Genomic DNA, 16,028 nt, shown 5'->3' with positions numbered 1-16,028 from the left:
GTTCGCATGTCGATGCAAAAAGTGCCGCAGCCGCCGACATCGGCATTTGTCAATATTGAAGGAAGCGCCTGTGCCGCAGATGTTTCTTTAATTCGCACCGACAGCGATCGATGCGTATTGGGTGTCATCGCGACTCGTTGATGCCGCGAAAAAGCCGCCGGCACGGACTCTGAGTCGCACTATTTGGCAATAAAAAAATTTTCATGGTCACAGCGTTGGCGTCTCATCGGCGCTCGCCAAAATCGAATTTTTGGACGAATCGCGACAACCGATTCGGACGGGCGCTGGCGGTCGCGACGCCGGGTTTTGGATCGTGACGGACCATCGGCGCATGCTCGCGCGTATCGATCGCGACATACGGCGACGACAAGCTCGTCCCGCTGCGACGACGAATTCATCCCGGGTGATGACGCCGTCGCACCCGAGGTGACGACACGGTAGCACCGAATGACGACGAAGTCGTCCCGTTACGGGACGCTCAGATGCCGAGCTTCGCTTTCAGAAGATCGTTCACGGCCTGCGGATTGGCCTTGCCGCCGGACGACTTCATCACCTGGCCGACGAACCAGCCGGCGAGCTGCGGCTTGGCTTTCGCCTGGGCGACCTTGTCCGGATTGGCCGCGATGATGTCGTCGACCACCTTTTCGATCGCGCCGAGGTCGGTGACCTGCTTCATGCCGCGCGTCGCGACCAGCTCGCGCGGGTCGCCGCCTTCCTGCCAGACGATCTCGAACAGGTCTTTTGCGATCTTCCCGGAGATCGTGCCTTCGCCGATCAGGTCGACGATCGCCCCGAGCTGCTCCGCGGAGACCGGCGAGCCCGTAATATCCCGGCCTTCCTTGTTGAGACGCCCGAACAGTTCGTTGATCACCCAGTTGGCGGCGAGCTTGCCGTCGCGGGCCTTGTCGGCGAGCGCGGCCAGCACGGTTTCATAGAAGTCGGCGCTCTCGCGCTCGGCCACCAGCACGCCGGCGTCATAGGGCGACAGTCCGAAGGCTTCGATGAAGCGCGCCTTCTTCTGGTCCGGCAATTCCGGCAGGCCGGCCTTGAGTTCGTCGACATAGGCCTGGCTGAATTCGAGCGGCAGCAGGTCGGGATCGGGGAAATAGCGGTAGTCGTGCGCCTCTTCCTTGGAGCGCATCGACCGGGTTTCGTTCTTGTTGGGGTCGTACAGCCGGGTTTCCTGGTCGATCGTGCCGCCGTCCTCGATGATTTCGATCTGGCGCCGCGCTTCAGACTCGATCGCCTGGCCGATGAAGGTGATCGAGTTCATGTTCTTGATCTCGCAGCGGGTGCCGAGCGGCCCGCCGGGCTTGCGCACGGAGACGTTGACGTCGGCGCGCAGACTGCCCTTCTCCATGTCGCCGTCGCAGGTGCCGAGATAGCGCAGGATCGAGCGCAGCTTGGTCACATAGGCCTTGGCCTGCTCGGCATCGCGGATGTCCGGCTTGGAGACGATTTCCATCAGCGCCACGCCGCACCGGTTGAGGTCGACATAGGACATGGTCGGCGACTGGTCGTGCAGCAATTTGCCGGCATCCTGTTCCAAATGCAGCCGCTCGATGCCGATATTGACGGTGCGGCCGCCGTCGAGTTCGACCTCGACCACGCCCTCGCCAACGACTGGCGACTTGTACTGGCTGATCTGATAGCCCTGCGGCGAATCCGGATAGAAGTAGTTCTTGCGGTCGAACACCGAGCGCAGGTTGATCTGCGCGTTGAGGCCGAGCCCGGTGAGCACGGCCTGGCGGACGCATTCCTCGTTGATCACGGGCAGCATGCCCGGCATCGCCGCATCGACCAGCGAGACGTGCGTGTTCGGCTCGCCGCCGAATTCGGTCGAGGCGCCGGAGAACAGCTTTGAATTGGAAGTGACCTGGGCATGGACTTCCAGCCCGATCACCATTTCCCAATCGCCCGTGGCGCCCTTGATCAGCTTTGCCGGTTTGACCGATACGTTCATGGGATTCTGCTTCCGAACCTGGTTCCCTAGCTTGGGCTTCGCGCAATGGACCGCGCCAGTCAAGCCGGAGAAATTGGCATTCCGATGATCAAAGCCCGCGGCGAAACGCCTGATAGGACTTGCTCTGGCGCAGCGCGTCGGCACCGCTTTCGATCAGGAGATCGACCTGCTCCGCCGGCAGCGCAAACCGCGTCGGGATGGCGTTGAGAATACCGGCGCGCGCCGGGCCAAGCTGGTCGAAACTCACCCGGTCGATGGCAAAGCTGATATCGCCGCAACGCCAGTTCTTGCCGACGCCCAGGCGCGAGCGCTCGGCCGCCGACAGACCGCAGCGCCAGCGCCTCACCTTGCCGGACCAGTCGGTGGCCAGGGCCGAGAACGCCGCATAGCTCGCCCGAACGCTGGCATCGATAGCGGTATCGGCGGCGGCCGCGACCAGTTCGACGCCGTTCGGTCCTTCGATGCGCTGGGCGAAATCGCCGGAGATCCCGCGACCCGCATCGACGACAAGGAACATGATCCGCCGCACCTTCACGGCCTGCTGCTCGGTAATCGGCTCGAACGGGCGCTGTGCCGCCAGGAGCCCGATGCTGAAACCGGACAGGCCGTAATTGTCGACCAGGCCGCCATCGAGCAGCTTTACATAACGCATCGAGCCATCGCGGTAACGCGCATGGGCTTCCGCGTATGATTTCAGCAATGGCTGCCCGTTCGGATCGCTGCGGGCGCGTTCGAGCCAGGCCGGCAACGGCGCTGCGCAGCCGCCCGGATAGGTTTCCAGCACGATCGGTGCGAAGGCCAGCGGCACCGCGGCGGACGCCGCAACCGCCTCGGCAACCCGATAGGGCCTGATGTCGCTGCACAGCGCGTCGAACGCGGTCTTTCCGAACACGAATGGCGTGCGGTTGTAGATATCGGACGCGTTGATCCAGACCCGCGGCCGGCGGTCCTCGCGGAAGCTTTCGAACCGCGCGCCATCGAACAGGTTGCGATCGAGCCAGTTGGTGAACTGGCTGTCATTGACGCCGCCGCCGAGCGCACGGCCGATATTGCCGAGCGACAACTGGGTATTGAGTGCCTCTTCGGCGTTTCGCAGCAGGAAACGTTCGCGGAAGTCATCGAGTGCCGCGCGTTTCTTCAGGCCGAAATACGCCGCCGTCACCGATCCGCCGGACACGCCGGAGACGAAGTCGACCCGATCGAGCAGCGATTTGGACTGGCCGGAGCCGGCCCGAGAGCGGTCGAGTTCGCTCAGCACCCCGAACGAGAAAGCCGCGGCCCGCGTTCCGCCGCCGGAGAACGACAGCGCGAGCAGCACGTCATCGTCGTAGACTGGAAGTTCCCGGCCGAAATTGTTGTCCGCCAGCGCCGTACCCAGCGGCGCATTGCCGGGCAGATTGTAGACCGACGCGCATCCTGCGGCGAAGGCAGCGAACGCTACGGCCACACCACCCAGAACCCACGCCCGTAAATTCAACGCTCGCACGCAGACTTCCCGCCCCAGGCCCCCGCCCGTCGACTAACCTATCATGATCAAAGGTGGCGGCGGCGTGGCCCGGCGGACCCCGCTGAAACAGGGTTAATGCGCCAGCATTGCGGATACGATCCGCTGCCATTCGGCTTCCAGCGAATCCTTGGCCACCGGCTGGCCGGCCTGGCGATACCAGTAGCCGGCATTGCCGAGATCGCCCTCGACCCGATGCAGATAGGCATGCACCCAGGCAGCATCCGCGGTCGTTTCGTCCTGCACGATCTTGTGCGCCTGGTCCCATTGGCCCTTGGCGGCCCACCACAGCGCCGTCAGCGGGGGCTCCAGCCCAGATGCCGGCACAGAGGCCGACAGGCTGGCACTGAAATCCGCTGCGTTCGCCGCCATGCCTACCACCAACGCTCCGGCGTGAACCGGCCGGCTTCCTTTTCGATCACCTCGCCGAGCGAGAACAGCGTCTCCTCGTCGAACGGACGCCCGATCAGTTGCAGGCCTAGCGGCAGGCCCTGTGCGTCCTTGCCCGCGGGAACGGCGATGCCCGGCAATCCGGCCATGTTCACGGTCACCGTAAAAATGTCGTTGAGATACATTTCGACCGGATCGGCGCCGCCCTTCTCGCCGATGCCGAAAGCCGCCGACGGCGTCGCCGGCGTCAGGATCGCGTTGACGCCCTTGGCGAAGCAATCCTCAAAATCCTTCTTGATCAGCGTGCGGACTTTTTGCGCGCGCAAATAATAGGCGTCGTAATAGCCGGCCGACAGCACATAGGTGCCGATCATGACGCGGCGGCGCACTTCCGCCCCAAAACCGTCGGCCCTTGTGTCCTCGTACATTTCGCCGATCGAGCGGCCGGGTACGCGAAGCCCGTAACGCACGCCGTCGTAGCGCGCGAGATTCGACGAGGCTTCCGCCGGCGCCACGATGTAATAGGCCGGCAGTGCGTATTTGGTGTGCGGCAGCGACACCTCGACCAGTTCGGCGCCGGCCGCCTTCAGCCAGGCTGCGCCTTCGCTCCAGAGCTTTTCGATTTCGGCCGGCATGCCGTCGAGGCGATATTCCTTGGGGATGCCGATCTTCATGCCCTTCACGGATTTGCCGATCGCGGCCTCGTAGTCCGGCACCGCGCGATCGACCGAGGTGGTGTCCTTGGGATCGTGGCCGGCCATCGAGCGCATCAGGATCGCGGCGTCACGCGTGGTGCGGGCGATCGGACCGGCCTGGTCGAGCGAGGACGCGAACGCCACGATGCCCCAGCGCGAACAGCGGCCGTAGGTCGGCTTGACGCCGACAGTCGCCGTAAACGCCGCCGGCTGGCGGATCGAGCCGCCGGTGTCGGTCGCGGTCGCACCCATGCACAGCTGGGCTGCCACCGCGGACGCCGATCCGCCGGACGAGCCGCCCGGCACCAGCATGGTGTTGGAGCCGTCGCGCCGCCACGGATTGACCACCGGGCCGAAGCACGAGGTCTCGTTCGATGAGCCCATGGCGAATTCGTCATTGTTGAGCTTGCCCAACATGACGGCGCCATCGCGCCAGAGTTGCGAGGTCACGGTCGACTCGTAGGGCGGCACGAAATTGCCAAGGATTTTCGAGCAGGCGGTGGTTCGCACGTCCTTGGTCGCAAACAGGTCCTTGATGCCGAGCGGAATACCGGCCAGCGGACCGCCCTCGCCTTTGGCGATCCTGGCGTCGACCGCGCGCGCCATGGCGCGGGCCTGATCCGGCGTCTCCAATATGTAGGCATTGAGCACCCGCGCCGCCTCGATCGCGGCCAGATGGGCGTCGGTCAGTTCAAGCGCGGTGAAAGACTTGCTCGCGAGGCCAGACCTGGCCTCGGCGATCGTCATCGACGTTAAATCGGTCATTTATTGATCGGGCTGCAGAAGAACGGGGAAAGCGTCTTGTCGTTGGCGGGATTATTCGATTCCTGGGCGCGGGCCTTGTCGGCGGCTTCGAGCTGATCGAGCACGGCGTCCATCGCCTTGTCGGGATCCGCGACCTTTCCCTGCCGCTCCATCGCGTCGACATAATTCATGTAGGCTTGATAGGCCTTTTCATCGTCGCAGAGCATACACATCGGATTTCCGATCTCGAAACAGAAGACTTCGCTTGAAAACGCTATGGAACTTACTCAACGACCTTCGGCACCACGAAGAAGTGGTTCACGGTATCAGGCGCATTTCCCACCACGGCGTCGGCAATCTCGCCGTCATTGACCACGTCGGGGCGCTTTTTCATTTCCATCGGCGTCACCGAGGTCATCGGTTCGACGCCGTCGACATTCACCTCGGAAAGCTGCTCCACGAAGGCGAGCATCGCGTTCAGCTCGCCCTGCAGATGGGGAACTTCGGCCTCGGTGACCGCAATCCGCGCCAGATGCGCGATGCGGCGAACGGTGGCGGCATCTACGGACATAAATATAGGCCTCAAACGGGGAAATCGCACCCGCCGTATAGCAGACGCCGCTTTTGCGCCGCAACAGCCTGGGAATGCCGTCCAAGGCCTTTTCCGAACAAGGCTTTTTGCAAACAAGGCCATTCGGAGGTGCCACCGCCCGCCCCCGGGGCGTTCAATTGGCCCCCCAAAGGCCGATCACAAGATGTCGAGCGATAGCCGGCGGACGAAACCATTTTGGCCCCCGGGCGTAGTCGTTCGGAAACAGAGTCAGACTGTACTCGCCCCAACCAAATTGGAGGCCATGTCATGTCGCCCCTCGAAAACGACAGCGCCCATTCAGAAGGCTGGGATCCCGCCCTCTGGACCATCGGCACCGTGATCGGCGCCGCCATCCTCTACGTCGCCTGCCTGGCCTGACGGGAGAGCATCATGACGCAAGCCAAATTGCTCCAGGAAAAGGCCGAGATGTTCGAGCGTCGCGCCGAAGCCGCGGCCGATCCGATCTCGAAGCATCATTACAAAGAGATGGCCGCGCATTATCGATCGCTTGCGGTCGAGCATCTCGACGTCAAACGCGACGAACCGGCGCACTAGTCCCGAAGGCTGACGTTGGGCTAGCTCGATGCCAGAGCCCTATTCGATCACCACATCGGCGGTGAACAGCAGCTTCGGCGGCACGGTGATTCCCAATTCTCTGGCAGTCTTGAGGTTGATGACCATTTGGAAGGTAGTCGGCTGTTCCACGGGCAATTCGGCCGGCCTTTCACCTCTCAGAATCTTCCCCGCATAAATGCCCATTCGGCGATAGACGCTGGCGAGGCTGGGCCCATAGCTCATCAGCCCTCCAGCGTTGGAAAACTCATGCTCAAAATAGACGGTGGGTACTTTGGCACGAGCCGCCGCCGCGACCAGTTGCACGCGACGTGTGTCAAAGAATGGATCGGCGGCCACGATCAATCCGTCGGCCTTTGACGCGACGGCGGTGTCAAACGCCGCGTCGATCTCTTTTTCGTTGACCGCCTTGAGGACCAAAAGCTGCGCCCCCTTGGCTTGCGCCGCTTCAGGGGCCCCGCGAAGCGAGGGTTCGGCGGTCGGACTATTCGGATTCACCAGCAGCGCAATCGTCCTCGCCCCGGGAATCAACTCGCAAAGCAATTCGAGCCGCTTTGGGGTGAGTTGGACGAACAGGATGCTCAAGCCGGTGGCGTTACCTCCGGGCCGGGCCAGACTGTCCACAAGCCCCGCTTCCACAGCGTCATTGCCGACCTCGAAAACGATCGGGATGGCTGAAGTCGCAGTTTTCGCCGCTTTTGCAGGCGGCGGACCGAAAGCGGCGATCAAATCGACTTTAAGTCCGACGAGGTCAGCCGCCATCGCCGACAAACGATCGTAGCGCCCCTCAGCCCAGCGGTACTCGACCGCGACGTTCTGTCCGGCAACAAAACCGGCCTCATTCAACCCCTGGAGGAAATCTGCCGCCGTTGGAACGTAATTCGGTTCGGCGAAGTGAAGATAGCCGACCACCGGCATCGGCTTCTTCTGGCCATAAGCCGCGAGCGGCCATGCCAGACTGCCGCCGACAATCGTTATGAATTCACGCCGTTTTATCGGTGGCAACGACCAGACCTCATCTCCCGGACTTCCGGAATTTGCGATTCCGATCGTCTCCGCTATCGTGGGCCGCCGACTACCTCGCCGACCGGCATGTCACGCACAACAACAAGATCAAACGGGAAGAAACCGGGGAGCGCAAGATGGATTTCGTTGAGGCCAATGGCGTCGGGCTGCGCTGCGAATTGACCGGCGCGGGTGAGCGCACGCTGGTGCTGGTTCACGAGATGGGCGGCTCGCTCGAAAGCTGGGACGATGTCACGCCGCGGTTCGCCAAATCCCGCCGCGTCCTGCGCTATGACACCCGCGGCGCCGGCCTGTCGCAGAAAGTGCGTGGCGAGCTCACGCTCGACGCCATGGTCGACGATATCGCGGCGCTGCTGGATGCCTACGGCATTGCCGGCAAAGTGGCGCTGGCGGGGATCGCCGTCGGCGGCGCGATCGCGCTGCATTTTGCGGCCCGGCACCCCAAGCGCACCAGCGCGGTCGTGGTCGGCAGCCCCGCCACCGGGATCGCTGCGGAACGCCGCGTCCCTGCCCTCGAGCGCCTCGCGAAAATCGAAGCCGCCGGCATGGCCTTCGCGGTCGAGGATTCCATGCAGAACGGCTACGCCCCGGAGCTACGCTCCGACCTCAAGCGATTCGAGCGGTTCCGGACGCGCTGGCTCGGCAACGATCCCTCGAGCTACGCCACGATCTGGCGCATGCTGGCGGCGGCCGAGATGCAGAGCGAACTGGCCAGGCTGAGCGTGCCGGTGCTCGTGATCGGCGGCAGCCTCGACCGCGTCCGACCAGCGGCGATGGCCGAAGGCACGGCCAAGAGCATTCCCGGCGCGCGCTACATCGAACTCCGCACCGGGCATTACATGTCGGTGCAGACGCCGGACCTGGTCTTCGACTGCATCGACGACTTCCTGCGATCGGTCGCGGCCTGAGGCCGCCCCGCGCTCCCGACTAAAATATCGAAAACAACCCCATGCAAAGTAGCCCAAAGTAGCCGACCGCCGCTGGCATGGGTGCTTTACCGCCGCGCCAGCCACGGCATGTTCTGCTTCATCTGGATACAGGGATCGCCGGGCCGAACAGCGCATCGACGAAGGTCGCGGCTGATTCTTTCAACTGCTTGCGGCTGTATCCAGCGCGCTCCATGACAGCCAATCCGCGCGTGAATGTCACGACGACACGCGCCAGACGATTGGCATCGATCGCAAGGGCCTTGCCGGCAGCCGCGCCGATCGCCTTGCTGATGAGCTGCTGAAGGCCGGCACCCTCGACAATCCCGCGGAGCTACAACCCAAAGCCGAGATCTACACCGATCATGCAATGGAATGGCTGGCGCCGATCGCGGGTGCTGCGCGTTTTGCGCAGAACCAGTGATCGCGGGGAGCGGTAGCGGAGGGCGCGGGCGGCGGCTATCGTCCCCCTCCCCGCCAACCGAGAGCAATCGCCTATAAGGTCCAAGGTACAGCGACATCGGCACTGCGCTCCCTCTCCCGCTTGCGGGGGAGGGTTGGGGTGGGGGTGCTTCCACATCGGGATTCCCCGCGTGGAGAGAGCCCCCACCCGCCCCGCCCTTCGGGCGCGTCGGCCTCCCCCGCAAGCGGGAGAGGCGAAGCGAGCCCGCCGATGAGCCTCGTGGACACCGTATCCGATTGCCCTCCCCCGCCAACCGAGGTCCCCCCGCATGAACGCCCAACCGGTCCAGCAAATTCCCGGCGTCTATCATCGCAAGATCGGCGACATCGTCGTCACCGCGATCAGCGACGGCTATCTCGACAGCACGTTAGAGGTGATGCGCAACGTCGATCTCGACAGAGCGCGGCAGATCCTCAACGACGCCTTCCGGCCGGCGCGGCGAACCAGCGTCAACACCTTCGTGATCCATTCGAAAGGCCGCACCGCGATCGTCGATACCGGCTCGGGGAACTATATGCAGCCCAGCGCCGGTCTGGTGCAGCAGAACCTCGCCGGCGCCGGGATCGATCCGAAGTCGATCGACACGGTGCTGCTGACGCATATGCATCCGGATCATTCCGCCGGACTGACCGACATGACGAGCGGCAAACTGCTGTTTCCGAACGCCGAACTCGTGATGCACCAGAACGAATTGCCGCATTGGTTCGACGACGGCGCGATGGCAAAGGCAAACGAGCGCGACAAGAAGCTCTTCTTCCAGGCCGGCCGCGAACAGGTCGAGCCCTACAAGAAGCAAACGCGGCTGTTCAAGCAGGGCGAAGTCTTCCCCGGCGTCACCGCGGTGCCGAGCCACGGGCACACGCCGGGCCACACGGCCTATCTGATCGCGTCGGGCGACGATCAGCTGATGATCTGGGGCGACACCGTGCATGTGCCGGAAGTGCAAACCGCGTATCCCGAGGCCGGCATGGCCTTCGATACCGATCTGGCGGCAGCGGCGGCCTCGCGCAAGCGCATGTTCGATCGCGTTTCCGCCGATGGTGTGTTGATCGCCGGGATGCACCTGCATTTCCCGGCTTTCGCGCGGCTCGCCCGGCGCGGCGACGCCTATGCGCTCTACCCCGAGCAGTGGATTCACAACATCGACGCGGTCCCGCCGGTGAAATGATCTAGCCGCCGAGCCCACTTAGCTGCGCCAACGCAACGGTTCCGACGGCCCGGAACTGCCAGTTCCGGTCCACCCCGATCAACGGACATCAGCCGACCGACTCGGTTGATCCGTTTCGTGCCAAACTCGGAAGTCGTTGCATCGCATCAGCGCTTGCCTTCGGCGGAACTTATCAGCCCGTTGCTTGAGACCCAATAAACGCAATACCATTTCTGTCGGCGCGCTAACCCTAAGCGCGGGGCGCGCCACGCCGGATCGACTCATCCGGAGCTTCGACACTGGCCGTCAAGGGGAAATGCGTACTCGGGTCCGGCGGTGAAAGCTCGTCGGAAGAGTGGAACTGGTCGTGCGCGAGGAGTGCCGCTTGCGCAGCGAGCATCTCGAAAGGCCGTTCAAGGTGCATTGGGGGCGCTGAGATCAAGCTCCTTCCGCCAGCGAGGAGAGCCAAGAGGAACGCCGTGGTGCCCATAAGGTAGAATACGCCGTCGACCCCGAGGCGCTCCATCAGGCTCATACCGACGCCCGACAGCCGTCATTCTCCAGTCAAAAAAAGGCCGGAAATTCAGACTACCGCATCAAAGCATGCCGAACTGTCGCGATGGGTCGGATTTCCGCATCAGGTCAATCGCGTCAGTTTTGGACACCACCAAGGGTCCGCCCTCGCTGGAGGCGCACGGATGGGCGCAACCAAGGCTCACGTCAATTTCGATGCACCGGCGATTCTTCGCAAGTGGCCTTCGCGCAACAACCAACGTTACGCTAACGGCACTGGCCCCTATCTGCTCGTGGATGGCACGCTCGATGGGTGCATACGGGAGTTCATGGCCAAGCCTGCCTCCATGCGGCATTTGTATGAGATTCACACTTCACCACAGCCGCCGTTGGTAAGTGCCGTCTTGTCTGGAGAGGTCGCTGTCGAACTCGCGCGGCTTCGGGAATTTCTCTGATACGGGCACAATTCCCTTTGCGGCGCGCCTGGAGTCATGAGGATTAAATGACCGTGTGCTGCATGGACGCGAACGAATTTTCCCAGTTCTGTGAACGATGCCAAGCGAGCGGGCACCGCCGCCGATGACAACTACTGTTCTTCGGGCTGCAACTGCTTTGGGGCCTGCGCCCGCGCTCTGGCTTGCGGCGACGGGAGTGTCGGCATTGGCTTGCGCGCCGGGGTGGCAGTGGGCCGAGGCAGAGCTGCCGATGTCTTGGGCGACAGGTTCTGCTCGGAAGCCTTGGCCATAAGGCGTGTCATTTGTTCCTGGCCCGCTTTGAGCTGCTCAACAGCTTTTGTATTGTCGATGGCCATTTGTTCCTGGCTCGTCTTGAGTTGCTCGATCCCTTGCTTCACGTTTGTCAGATCGCGTGCCATCGTCTCGAGCAACTGCGCCAGTTCAGGAGACACCGGGCCGGCTGTCGGCACGACGTCTTGCCGTGCGGTCTGAGCCGGAAGTACTGGCTCCGCCGCGGCCGCCAGAACGGTAGATGGGCTCGGCTGCGCGGGAAGCCCTTTTTCCAGCGGCAGCAATGAAGCCGGATTGAGCTGCGGCACCCACCGGGCGACAGTCAGCTTGGCCGCATCGCCGTAAGAGGACTGCGAAACGAAAGCCGCGATAAATATGCTCGCGGCCAACAGCGAGCCGATGAGGCCACGCAGCGCCGGCCAGCCGCGCGAATGCTTGCCGCCCAGGACAGCTGAAGGATGGCGCGCGGCGTCATGCTCCAGCTTCGAGAGCTGTTCAGTTACACGCGCGAGCTGTTCATCCGCGCGCGCGATCTGTCCATAAGCGTGCGCGAGCCGCTCATCCGCGCGCGCGATCAAGACACCGTCGGGTTCAATTGCTTTCGGGTTCGGCGTGGAACTCATTGGTGTGCCCTTTCCCATCCAATGTCACGCAAAGGAGGCGGTCGGATTTCCACCAGCTCGGCGATCCGCTAAACACTCCTTGCAGTTTTGACCAAAGCATGGCCGTACGATGGAAATTACGGGCTGCTTGCGGCGACAGGCCGTCGGGAATTCGGCACCGCGACGTCCGGCGCATACCCCCTTTGCCCCCGAATAGCGGACATTTGAGGCTTGTCTGTTTTGAGTCAAACTGAGACCTCGGCCCGACAGCCAGGCACGTCCGCAATCCGGCCCATCTCGGACCTGCTATGCGCTTATGAATTCACGCCCTAGCCGCCGAGCGCGCTGAGCTGCGCCAGCGCGCGGGATACGATCCCGCCGCTGAAATGCTCCAGGGCGTGTGGTCGGATTGCCGTGCAAGATTGGCGGTGACTCGCCATCCGTTACATTACTCCGCGGGACTGGATCCAAAAATACGCTGTGCCATCTCTAAGGTTATCGACAGCTCGGTGACGGGCGATGTAGTCGATCGCATCGCGCGTCACGCCGATGTCCATCAGCTCCCTGTCACTCAGCTCGTGCAAGGTGGTTCGTGAGCGCTGGCGTTGCCGCCACTCCCCAAACGCACGCCAATACCGCTTGAGCAAGCTCAAGACGTTGCGCGTGTCGTCCGCGGCCTCTTTCATCAAACCGATGGTGAGGTCGAGGCCGCGCACTGCGGCATCGCCCTCGACCTCGAATCCGGGGTCCGTCTGTTGGGGTGGCATCGGATGCTCCTGCTGTCGTGCCGGCAGGGAGCGTGGCCAAACAAAAAGGCCCCGTCCGATGCCGGCGGGGCCTTGCGAAAAGATGTCGTCGTCGAATTTCTAGCGCGCGACTCCTTCCACGGCCCAGCCGAAGCGGGTCATGTGTTTGCGGTTGACGATGCGCACTGATTTCTTCATAGGCGGCGAATACCACAGCAATCGTGCAAAATCAAGGAATGTGCGGAGGTCGGCGGCATCCTGAAGGCAAGCACGTCGGCTCGAGGACGCGACGGTCATTCACCCGTGGCGCGCTGCGCGGCTTGTTGGGCAGCATCGGCTTGATGGCGGTCCATTCATAGTCGCTGAGTTCGTAGCGCATGATTCGAGGCTCCAGTTTCGGAGCTTGAATCACGTCCGCGGCAATACCCTCAAGCTGCATTGGCGCTTTGAGGGGCCGCTAATGCTCTGAATCCACTTCTGCTTTCGGCGGCATAGCGGACATGGCCGGACTTGCAACTGGTTCGACCCAGTCGCGAATGACCCGAGGCGGCCACTTGGAATTCGCGACCATTTGGTCTATATACCAGGAATGAGCCATCAAATCCCGGCGCAGTTGTCCCGTGGCCGTCCCCGAAGTTTCGACACGGAAGCCGCTGTCGAACGCGCGATGGGTGTGTTCTGGTCGCGTGGCTATCACGCCACGGCGCTACCGGACCTTCTTCGTGCGACGAAGCTCTCGCGTGGCAGCCTTTACGCCGCTTTCGGTGACAAGCACTCGCTCTTCTTGCGTGCGCTTGATCGCTACGTTGCCAATGCCCTGACACGGATGGATACAGAACTCGACCCCCGCAGAGAGCCGGTTGACGGCCTGCGGGCCTACCTTGCCGGCTACGTTGACCGAACGAGCGGTGCTAATGGTCGGCGCGGATGCCTGCTGGTGGCCACAGCCATGGAACTGGCTGGCCATGATGCTGAAGTTGATCGTCGCATCGGGAGCTTTTTCAAAGCCATGGAGGCCAGGGTGGCTGATGCACTTTCCCGTGCGAAGGCGGCGGGCAAGTTGGCCGATGGCGTCGAGCCTTCAAGTGCCGCTCGAATTCTCGTCTGCTTCGTCGAGGGGCTGCGAGTGGTCGGTAAAACGGCACCGACACGGATCACGTCGCAAGCCACCGTTGACGCTCTTCTCGACCGCTTCATTCGGTAGACAAACCCATGGACGCCTCCGCTGTTCGCGCGCCTATATCTGGACCAAACGGTCTTGAAAGGAAAGATGCCATGTCTGCGATCCAGATCGTCTGCGCGGTGGCCGTCCCCTTGCTCTGGGGTTATCAGTTCGTGGCCATCAAAGTGGGCGTTACGGAGTTTCCGCCTCTCTTCTTCCTCGCACTTCGCTTCCTGGCCATCGCGCTGCTGCTTGTTCCGTTCGTCAAAAAGCCCACGCGCCAGCAGTTCGGCCCTATCGCAGCTATTTCGCTTTTCCTTGGTGGACTGAACTTCGGGCTCTTCTATGTTGGCCTTGGGCTCGGCTCGGGAAGCATGTCGGCCGTCGCATATCAACTCGCCACGCCCTTCACCGTCTTGTTAGCGTGGCCGCTGCTCGCGGAGAGGCCGTCTCTCACCACGTCCGCTGGAGTGGTGCTTGCATTCGTCGGCGTGGTGGTGTTGGCAGCGGAGCCTGGCCTGTCGGCAAACGCGCTTCCGCTGCTGCTTGTCGTCGGGGCAGCCTTCGCATTCGCGGTATCCAACGTCTTGACGAAACGCTACGGCCCTTTTGATCCTTTGATGTTGATGGGGTGGTCGTCGCTGCTCACGGTGCCGCAGGTCATGTTGATGTCGTTGCTCCTTGAATATGGACAACTGGCGAGCCTTGTCACGGCGGATGAACGTGGTTGGCTGGCACTCGCCTACACAATTTTCATCGGAGGAATCATCGGGTTTGGCCTTTGGTTCTGGCTGATCGCCCGTTGCTCCATGGGCCGCGTCGCCCCCTTCGGTCTCCTGCTTCCGGTATTCGCCTTGATTTCGAGCGTGTTGTTCCTTGGCGACCGCATGACCCCAAAGTTGATTGTCGGTGGGCTGCTCGCGATCTCCGGCGTCGCCATTACACAGGTAAGACCGAGCGCTCGACCAATTTGAACTTAGAAGTCGCGTCGGGGCGACTTCTAAGTTTGGCCCCTTCGCGTCATTTCGCTGTGCTGCGGAATTTGGTCGCTATCGGGGCATAGCGGACTCTAGCAAGCCGACCGACCGGCAGATTTATGATGGGGTGGACGCCCCGCCGACGGCATCAATGTGCCAAAGTGGAGGTGTTGAGCACCACTTAAGGGAGGCGTCCGTGTCAGAGATTATCACAGTCGGTCTCGATATCGCGAAGCATGTTTTCCACGCTCACGGAGCGGATGAGCGGGGTCGAGCAGTATTCAGCAAGAGGATCAGCCGAGGAAAACTGCTGGATTTCTTCGCAGCCCAGCCGAGTTGCACGGTAGCGCTGGAGGCATGTGGCGGAGCCCATCACTGGGCCCGTCAGCTCACCCAGCTTGGCCATGAAGTCCGGCTGATCCCGCCCGCCTATGTAAAACCATTTGTGAAGCGGCAAAAAAACGACGCGATCGATGCCGAAGCGATATGCGAAGCAGCGCAGCGGCCGAGCATGCGGTTCGTGGCCGTGAAGAGCGAACAGCAACAGGCGGCGGGTCTGGTGTTCCGGACCCGTGACCTGTTGGTGCGGCAGCGAACCCAGCTCATCAACGCGATCCGGGGACACCTCACTGAATATGGTTGGATCGCACCCAAGGGGCCGTCGCATGTGGCGATGCTTGCCGACCTGATCGAGGAAGATGAGATGGCCAGCTCGCTTCCCAAGGCGGCCCGCGCCATGTTCCGATTGATGTTGGACCTGCTCGCCGGTCTCGAGGGAAAGATAGCGGACCTCGACAAGGAGATCGCGCGCCGTGCTCGCGAGGATGAAGTATCGCGCAGGCTGATGACCGTTCCAGGCGTCGGCCCGATCTCTGCCACCGCGATCGCTGCCCTGGCGCCGTCAGCCGAGATCTTTGCCAAGGGCCGCGACTTCGCCGCTTGGCTCGGTCTCACGCCGCTTCAAAAATCCACAGGTGGCAAGCAAAAGCTCGGCGTGACATCCAAAATGGGCGAACGCACGCTCAGGCGTCTCCTCATCATCGGCAGCAGCGCCGTCGTGCGTCAGGCGAGCAAGCGCGGCGCACCAAAGGGCTCGCGGCTCGAGCAGATGCTGGCTCGCAAGCCGCGCATGCTGGTAACCGTCGCGCTCGCCAACAAGATGGCGCGGATCATCTGGGCGCTACTCGTAAAGCAGGAAAACTACAAAGCTCCGGTCGCAGCCAAGGCGTGAGCCTGGCAGACCTGAGGTCGTCGCAGAT

At 62.6% G+C, this 16,028-nt stretch carries 16 protein-coding genes; 7 read left to right on the top strand and 9 right to left on the bottom strand.

All coding sequences use genetic code 11. The annotated features are described in order from the left end of the window. Positions 1-478: 478 nt before the first annotated feature. The 6 genes from gatB to gatC all read right to left on the bottom strand — a co-directional run bounded on the left by gatB (position 479) and on the right by gatC (position 5,867). Positions 479-1,963 (bottom strand): Asp-tRNA(Asn)/Glu-tRNA(Gln) amidotransferase subunit GatB, encoded by a 1,485-nt coding sequence (gene gatB / locus BLR13_RS34380; RefSeq protein WP_074814162.1) that lies wholly within the window; start codon positions 1,961-1,963, stop codon positions 479-481. Positions 1,964-2,051: 88 nt separating this feature from the next. Next, a complete protein-coding gene (locus tag BLR13_RS34375; RefSeq protein WP_244525305.1) occupies positions 2,052-3,440 on the bottom strand; it encodes a patatin-like phospholipase family protein in 1,389 nt (462 codons plus the stop codon). A 102-nt stretch (positions 3,441-3,542) separates the two neighbouring features. Then, positions 3,543-3,839, bottom strand: coding sequence for a hypothetical protein (locus BLR13_RS34370; protein ID WP_074814165.1), 297 nt, complete (start codon positions 3,837-3,839; stop codon positions 3,543-3,545). Positions 3,840-3,841: 2 nt separating this feature from the next. After that, a complete protein-coding gene (gene gatA / locus BLR13_RS34365) occupies positions 3,842-5,317 on the bottom strand; it encodes an Asp-tRNA(Asn)/Glu-tRNA(Gln) amidotransferase subunit GatA (protein ID WP_074814166.1) in 1,476 nt (491 codons plus the stop codon). Next, positions 5,314-5,529, bottom strand: coding sequence for a hypothetical protein (locus BLR13_RS34360; protein WP_074814169.1), 216 nt, complete (start codon positions 5,527-5,529; stop codon positions 5,314-5,316). The genes gatA and BLR13_RS34360 overlap by 4 nt, the downstream gene beginning before the upstream one ends. A 50-nt stretch (positions 5,530-5,579) precedes the next feature. After that, on the bottom strand, positions 5,580-5,867 hold the full coding sequence (gatC, locus tag BLR13_RS34355; RefSeq protein WP_074814172.1) for an Asp-tRNA(Asn)/Glu-tRNA(Gln) amidotransferase subunit GatC: 288 nt from the start codon (positions 5,865-5,867) through the stop codon (positions 5,580-5,582). Between the two features lie 411 nt (positions 5,868-6,278). Between gatC and BLR13_RS40775 the strand changes: the two genes are divergently transcribed. After that, on the top strand, positions 6,279-6,443 hold the full coding sequence (locus BLR13_RS40775) for a hypothetical protein (RefSeq protein WP_157793755.1): 165 nt from the start codon (positions 6,279-6,281) through the stop codon (positions 6,441-6,443). Positions 6,444-6,482: 39 nt separating this feature from the next. On the opposite strand, the gene BLR13_RS34350 is transcribed toward BLR13_RS40775, so the two are convergent. After that, positions 6,483-7,379, bottom strand: a complete 897-nt coding sequence (locus tag BLR13_RS34350; protein ID WP_157793754.1) for an ABC transporter substrate-binding protein — start codon at positions 7,377-7,379, stop codon at positions 6,483-6,485. A 224-nt stretch (positions 7,380-7,603) separates the two neighbouring features. On the opposite strand from BLR13_RS34350, the gene BLR13_RS34345 reads away from it, so the two are divergent. The 3 genes from BLR13_RS34345 (at position 7,604) to BLR13_RS34330 (ending at position 10,991) form a co-directional block, all read left to right on the top strand. Next, on the top strand, positions 7,604-8,395 hold the full coding sequence (locus BLR13_RS34345; protein WP_143039570.1) for an alpha/beta fold hydrolase: 792 nt from the start codon (positions 7,604-7,606) through the stop codon (positions 8,393-8,395). Between the two features lie 749 nt (positions 8,396-9,144). Continuing rightward, positions 9,145-10,044, top strand: coding sequence for an MBL fold metallo-hydrolase (locus BLR13_RS34340; protein WP_074814179.1), 900 nt, complete (start codon positions 9,145-9,147; stop codon positions 10,042-10,044). Positions 10,045-10,721: 677 nt separating this feature from the next. Next, positions 10,722-10,991, top strand: a complete 270-nt coding sequence (locus BLR13_RS34330) for a hypothetical protein (protein ID WP_074814185.1) — start codon at positions 10,722-10,724, stop codon at positions 10,989-10,991. 131 nt (positions 10,992-11,122) lie between these two features. Here BLR13_RS34330 and BLR13_RS34325 read toward each other — a convergent pair whose 3' ends face one another. Continuing rightward, positions 11,123-11,905 (bottom strand): hypothetical protein, encoded by a 783-nt coding sequence (locus BLR13_RS34325; protein ID WP_074814187.1) that lies wholly within the window; start codon positions 11,903-11,905, stop codon positions 11,123-11,125. Between the two features lie 422 nt (positions 11,906-12,327). After that, complete coding sequence (locus BLR13_RS34320; protein ID WP_074814190.1) at positions 12,328-12,651, bottom strand: DUF1127 domain-containing protein; 324 nt, start codon at positions 12,649-12,651, stop codon at positions 12,328-12,330. Positions 12,652-13,219: 568 nt separating this feature from the next. On the opposite strand from BLR13_RS34320, the gene BLR13_RS34310 reads away from it, so the two are divergent. The 3 genes from BLR13_RS34310 (at position 13,220) to BLR13_RS34300 (ending at position 16,000) form a co-directional block, all read left to right on the top strand. Then, positions 13,220-13,834, top strand: a complete 615-nt coding sequence (locus BLR13_RS34310; RefSeq protein ID WP_074814195.1) for a TetR/AcrR family transcriptional regulator — start codon at positions 13,220-13,222, stop codon at positions 13,832-13,834. Between the two features lie 71 nt (positions 13,835-13,905). Next, complete coding sequence (locus tag BLR13_RS34305) at positions 13,906-14,766, top strand: DMT family transporter (RefSeq protein ID WP_074814197.1); 861 nt, start codon at positions 13,906-13,908, stop codon at positions 14,764-14,766. A 199-nt stretch (positions 14,767-14,965) separates the two neighbouring features. Continuing rightward, the gene (locus tag BLR13_RS34300; protein WP_074814200.1) at positions 14,966-16,000 is read left to right on the top strand and encodes an IS110 family transposase; all 1,035 of its coding nucleotides are present in this window, start codon (positions 14,966-14,968) and stop codon (positions 15,998-16,000) included. Positions 16,001-16,028: the final 28 nt, after the last annotated feature.

The sequence above is a fragment of the Bradyrhizobium ottawaense genome, assembly GCF_900099825.1.
Lineage (GTDB): Bacteria > Pseudomonadota > Alphaproteobacteria > Rhizobiales > Xanthobacteraceae > Bradyrhizobium > Bradyrhizobium ottawaense_A.
The sequence above is the reverse complement of the archived record's forward strand: the minus strand, read 5'-3'. Positions and strand labels throughout refer to the sequence as shown.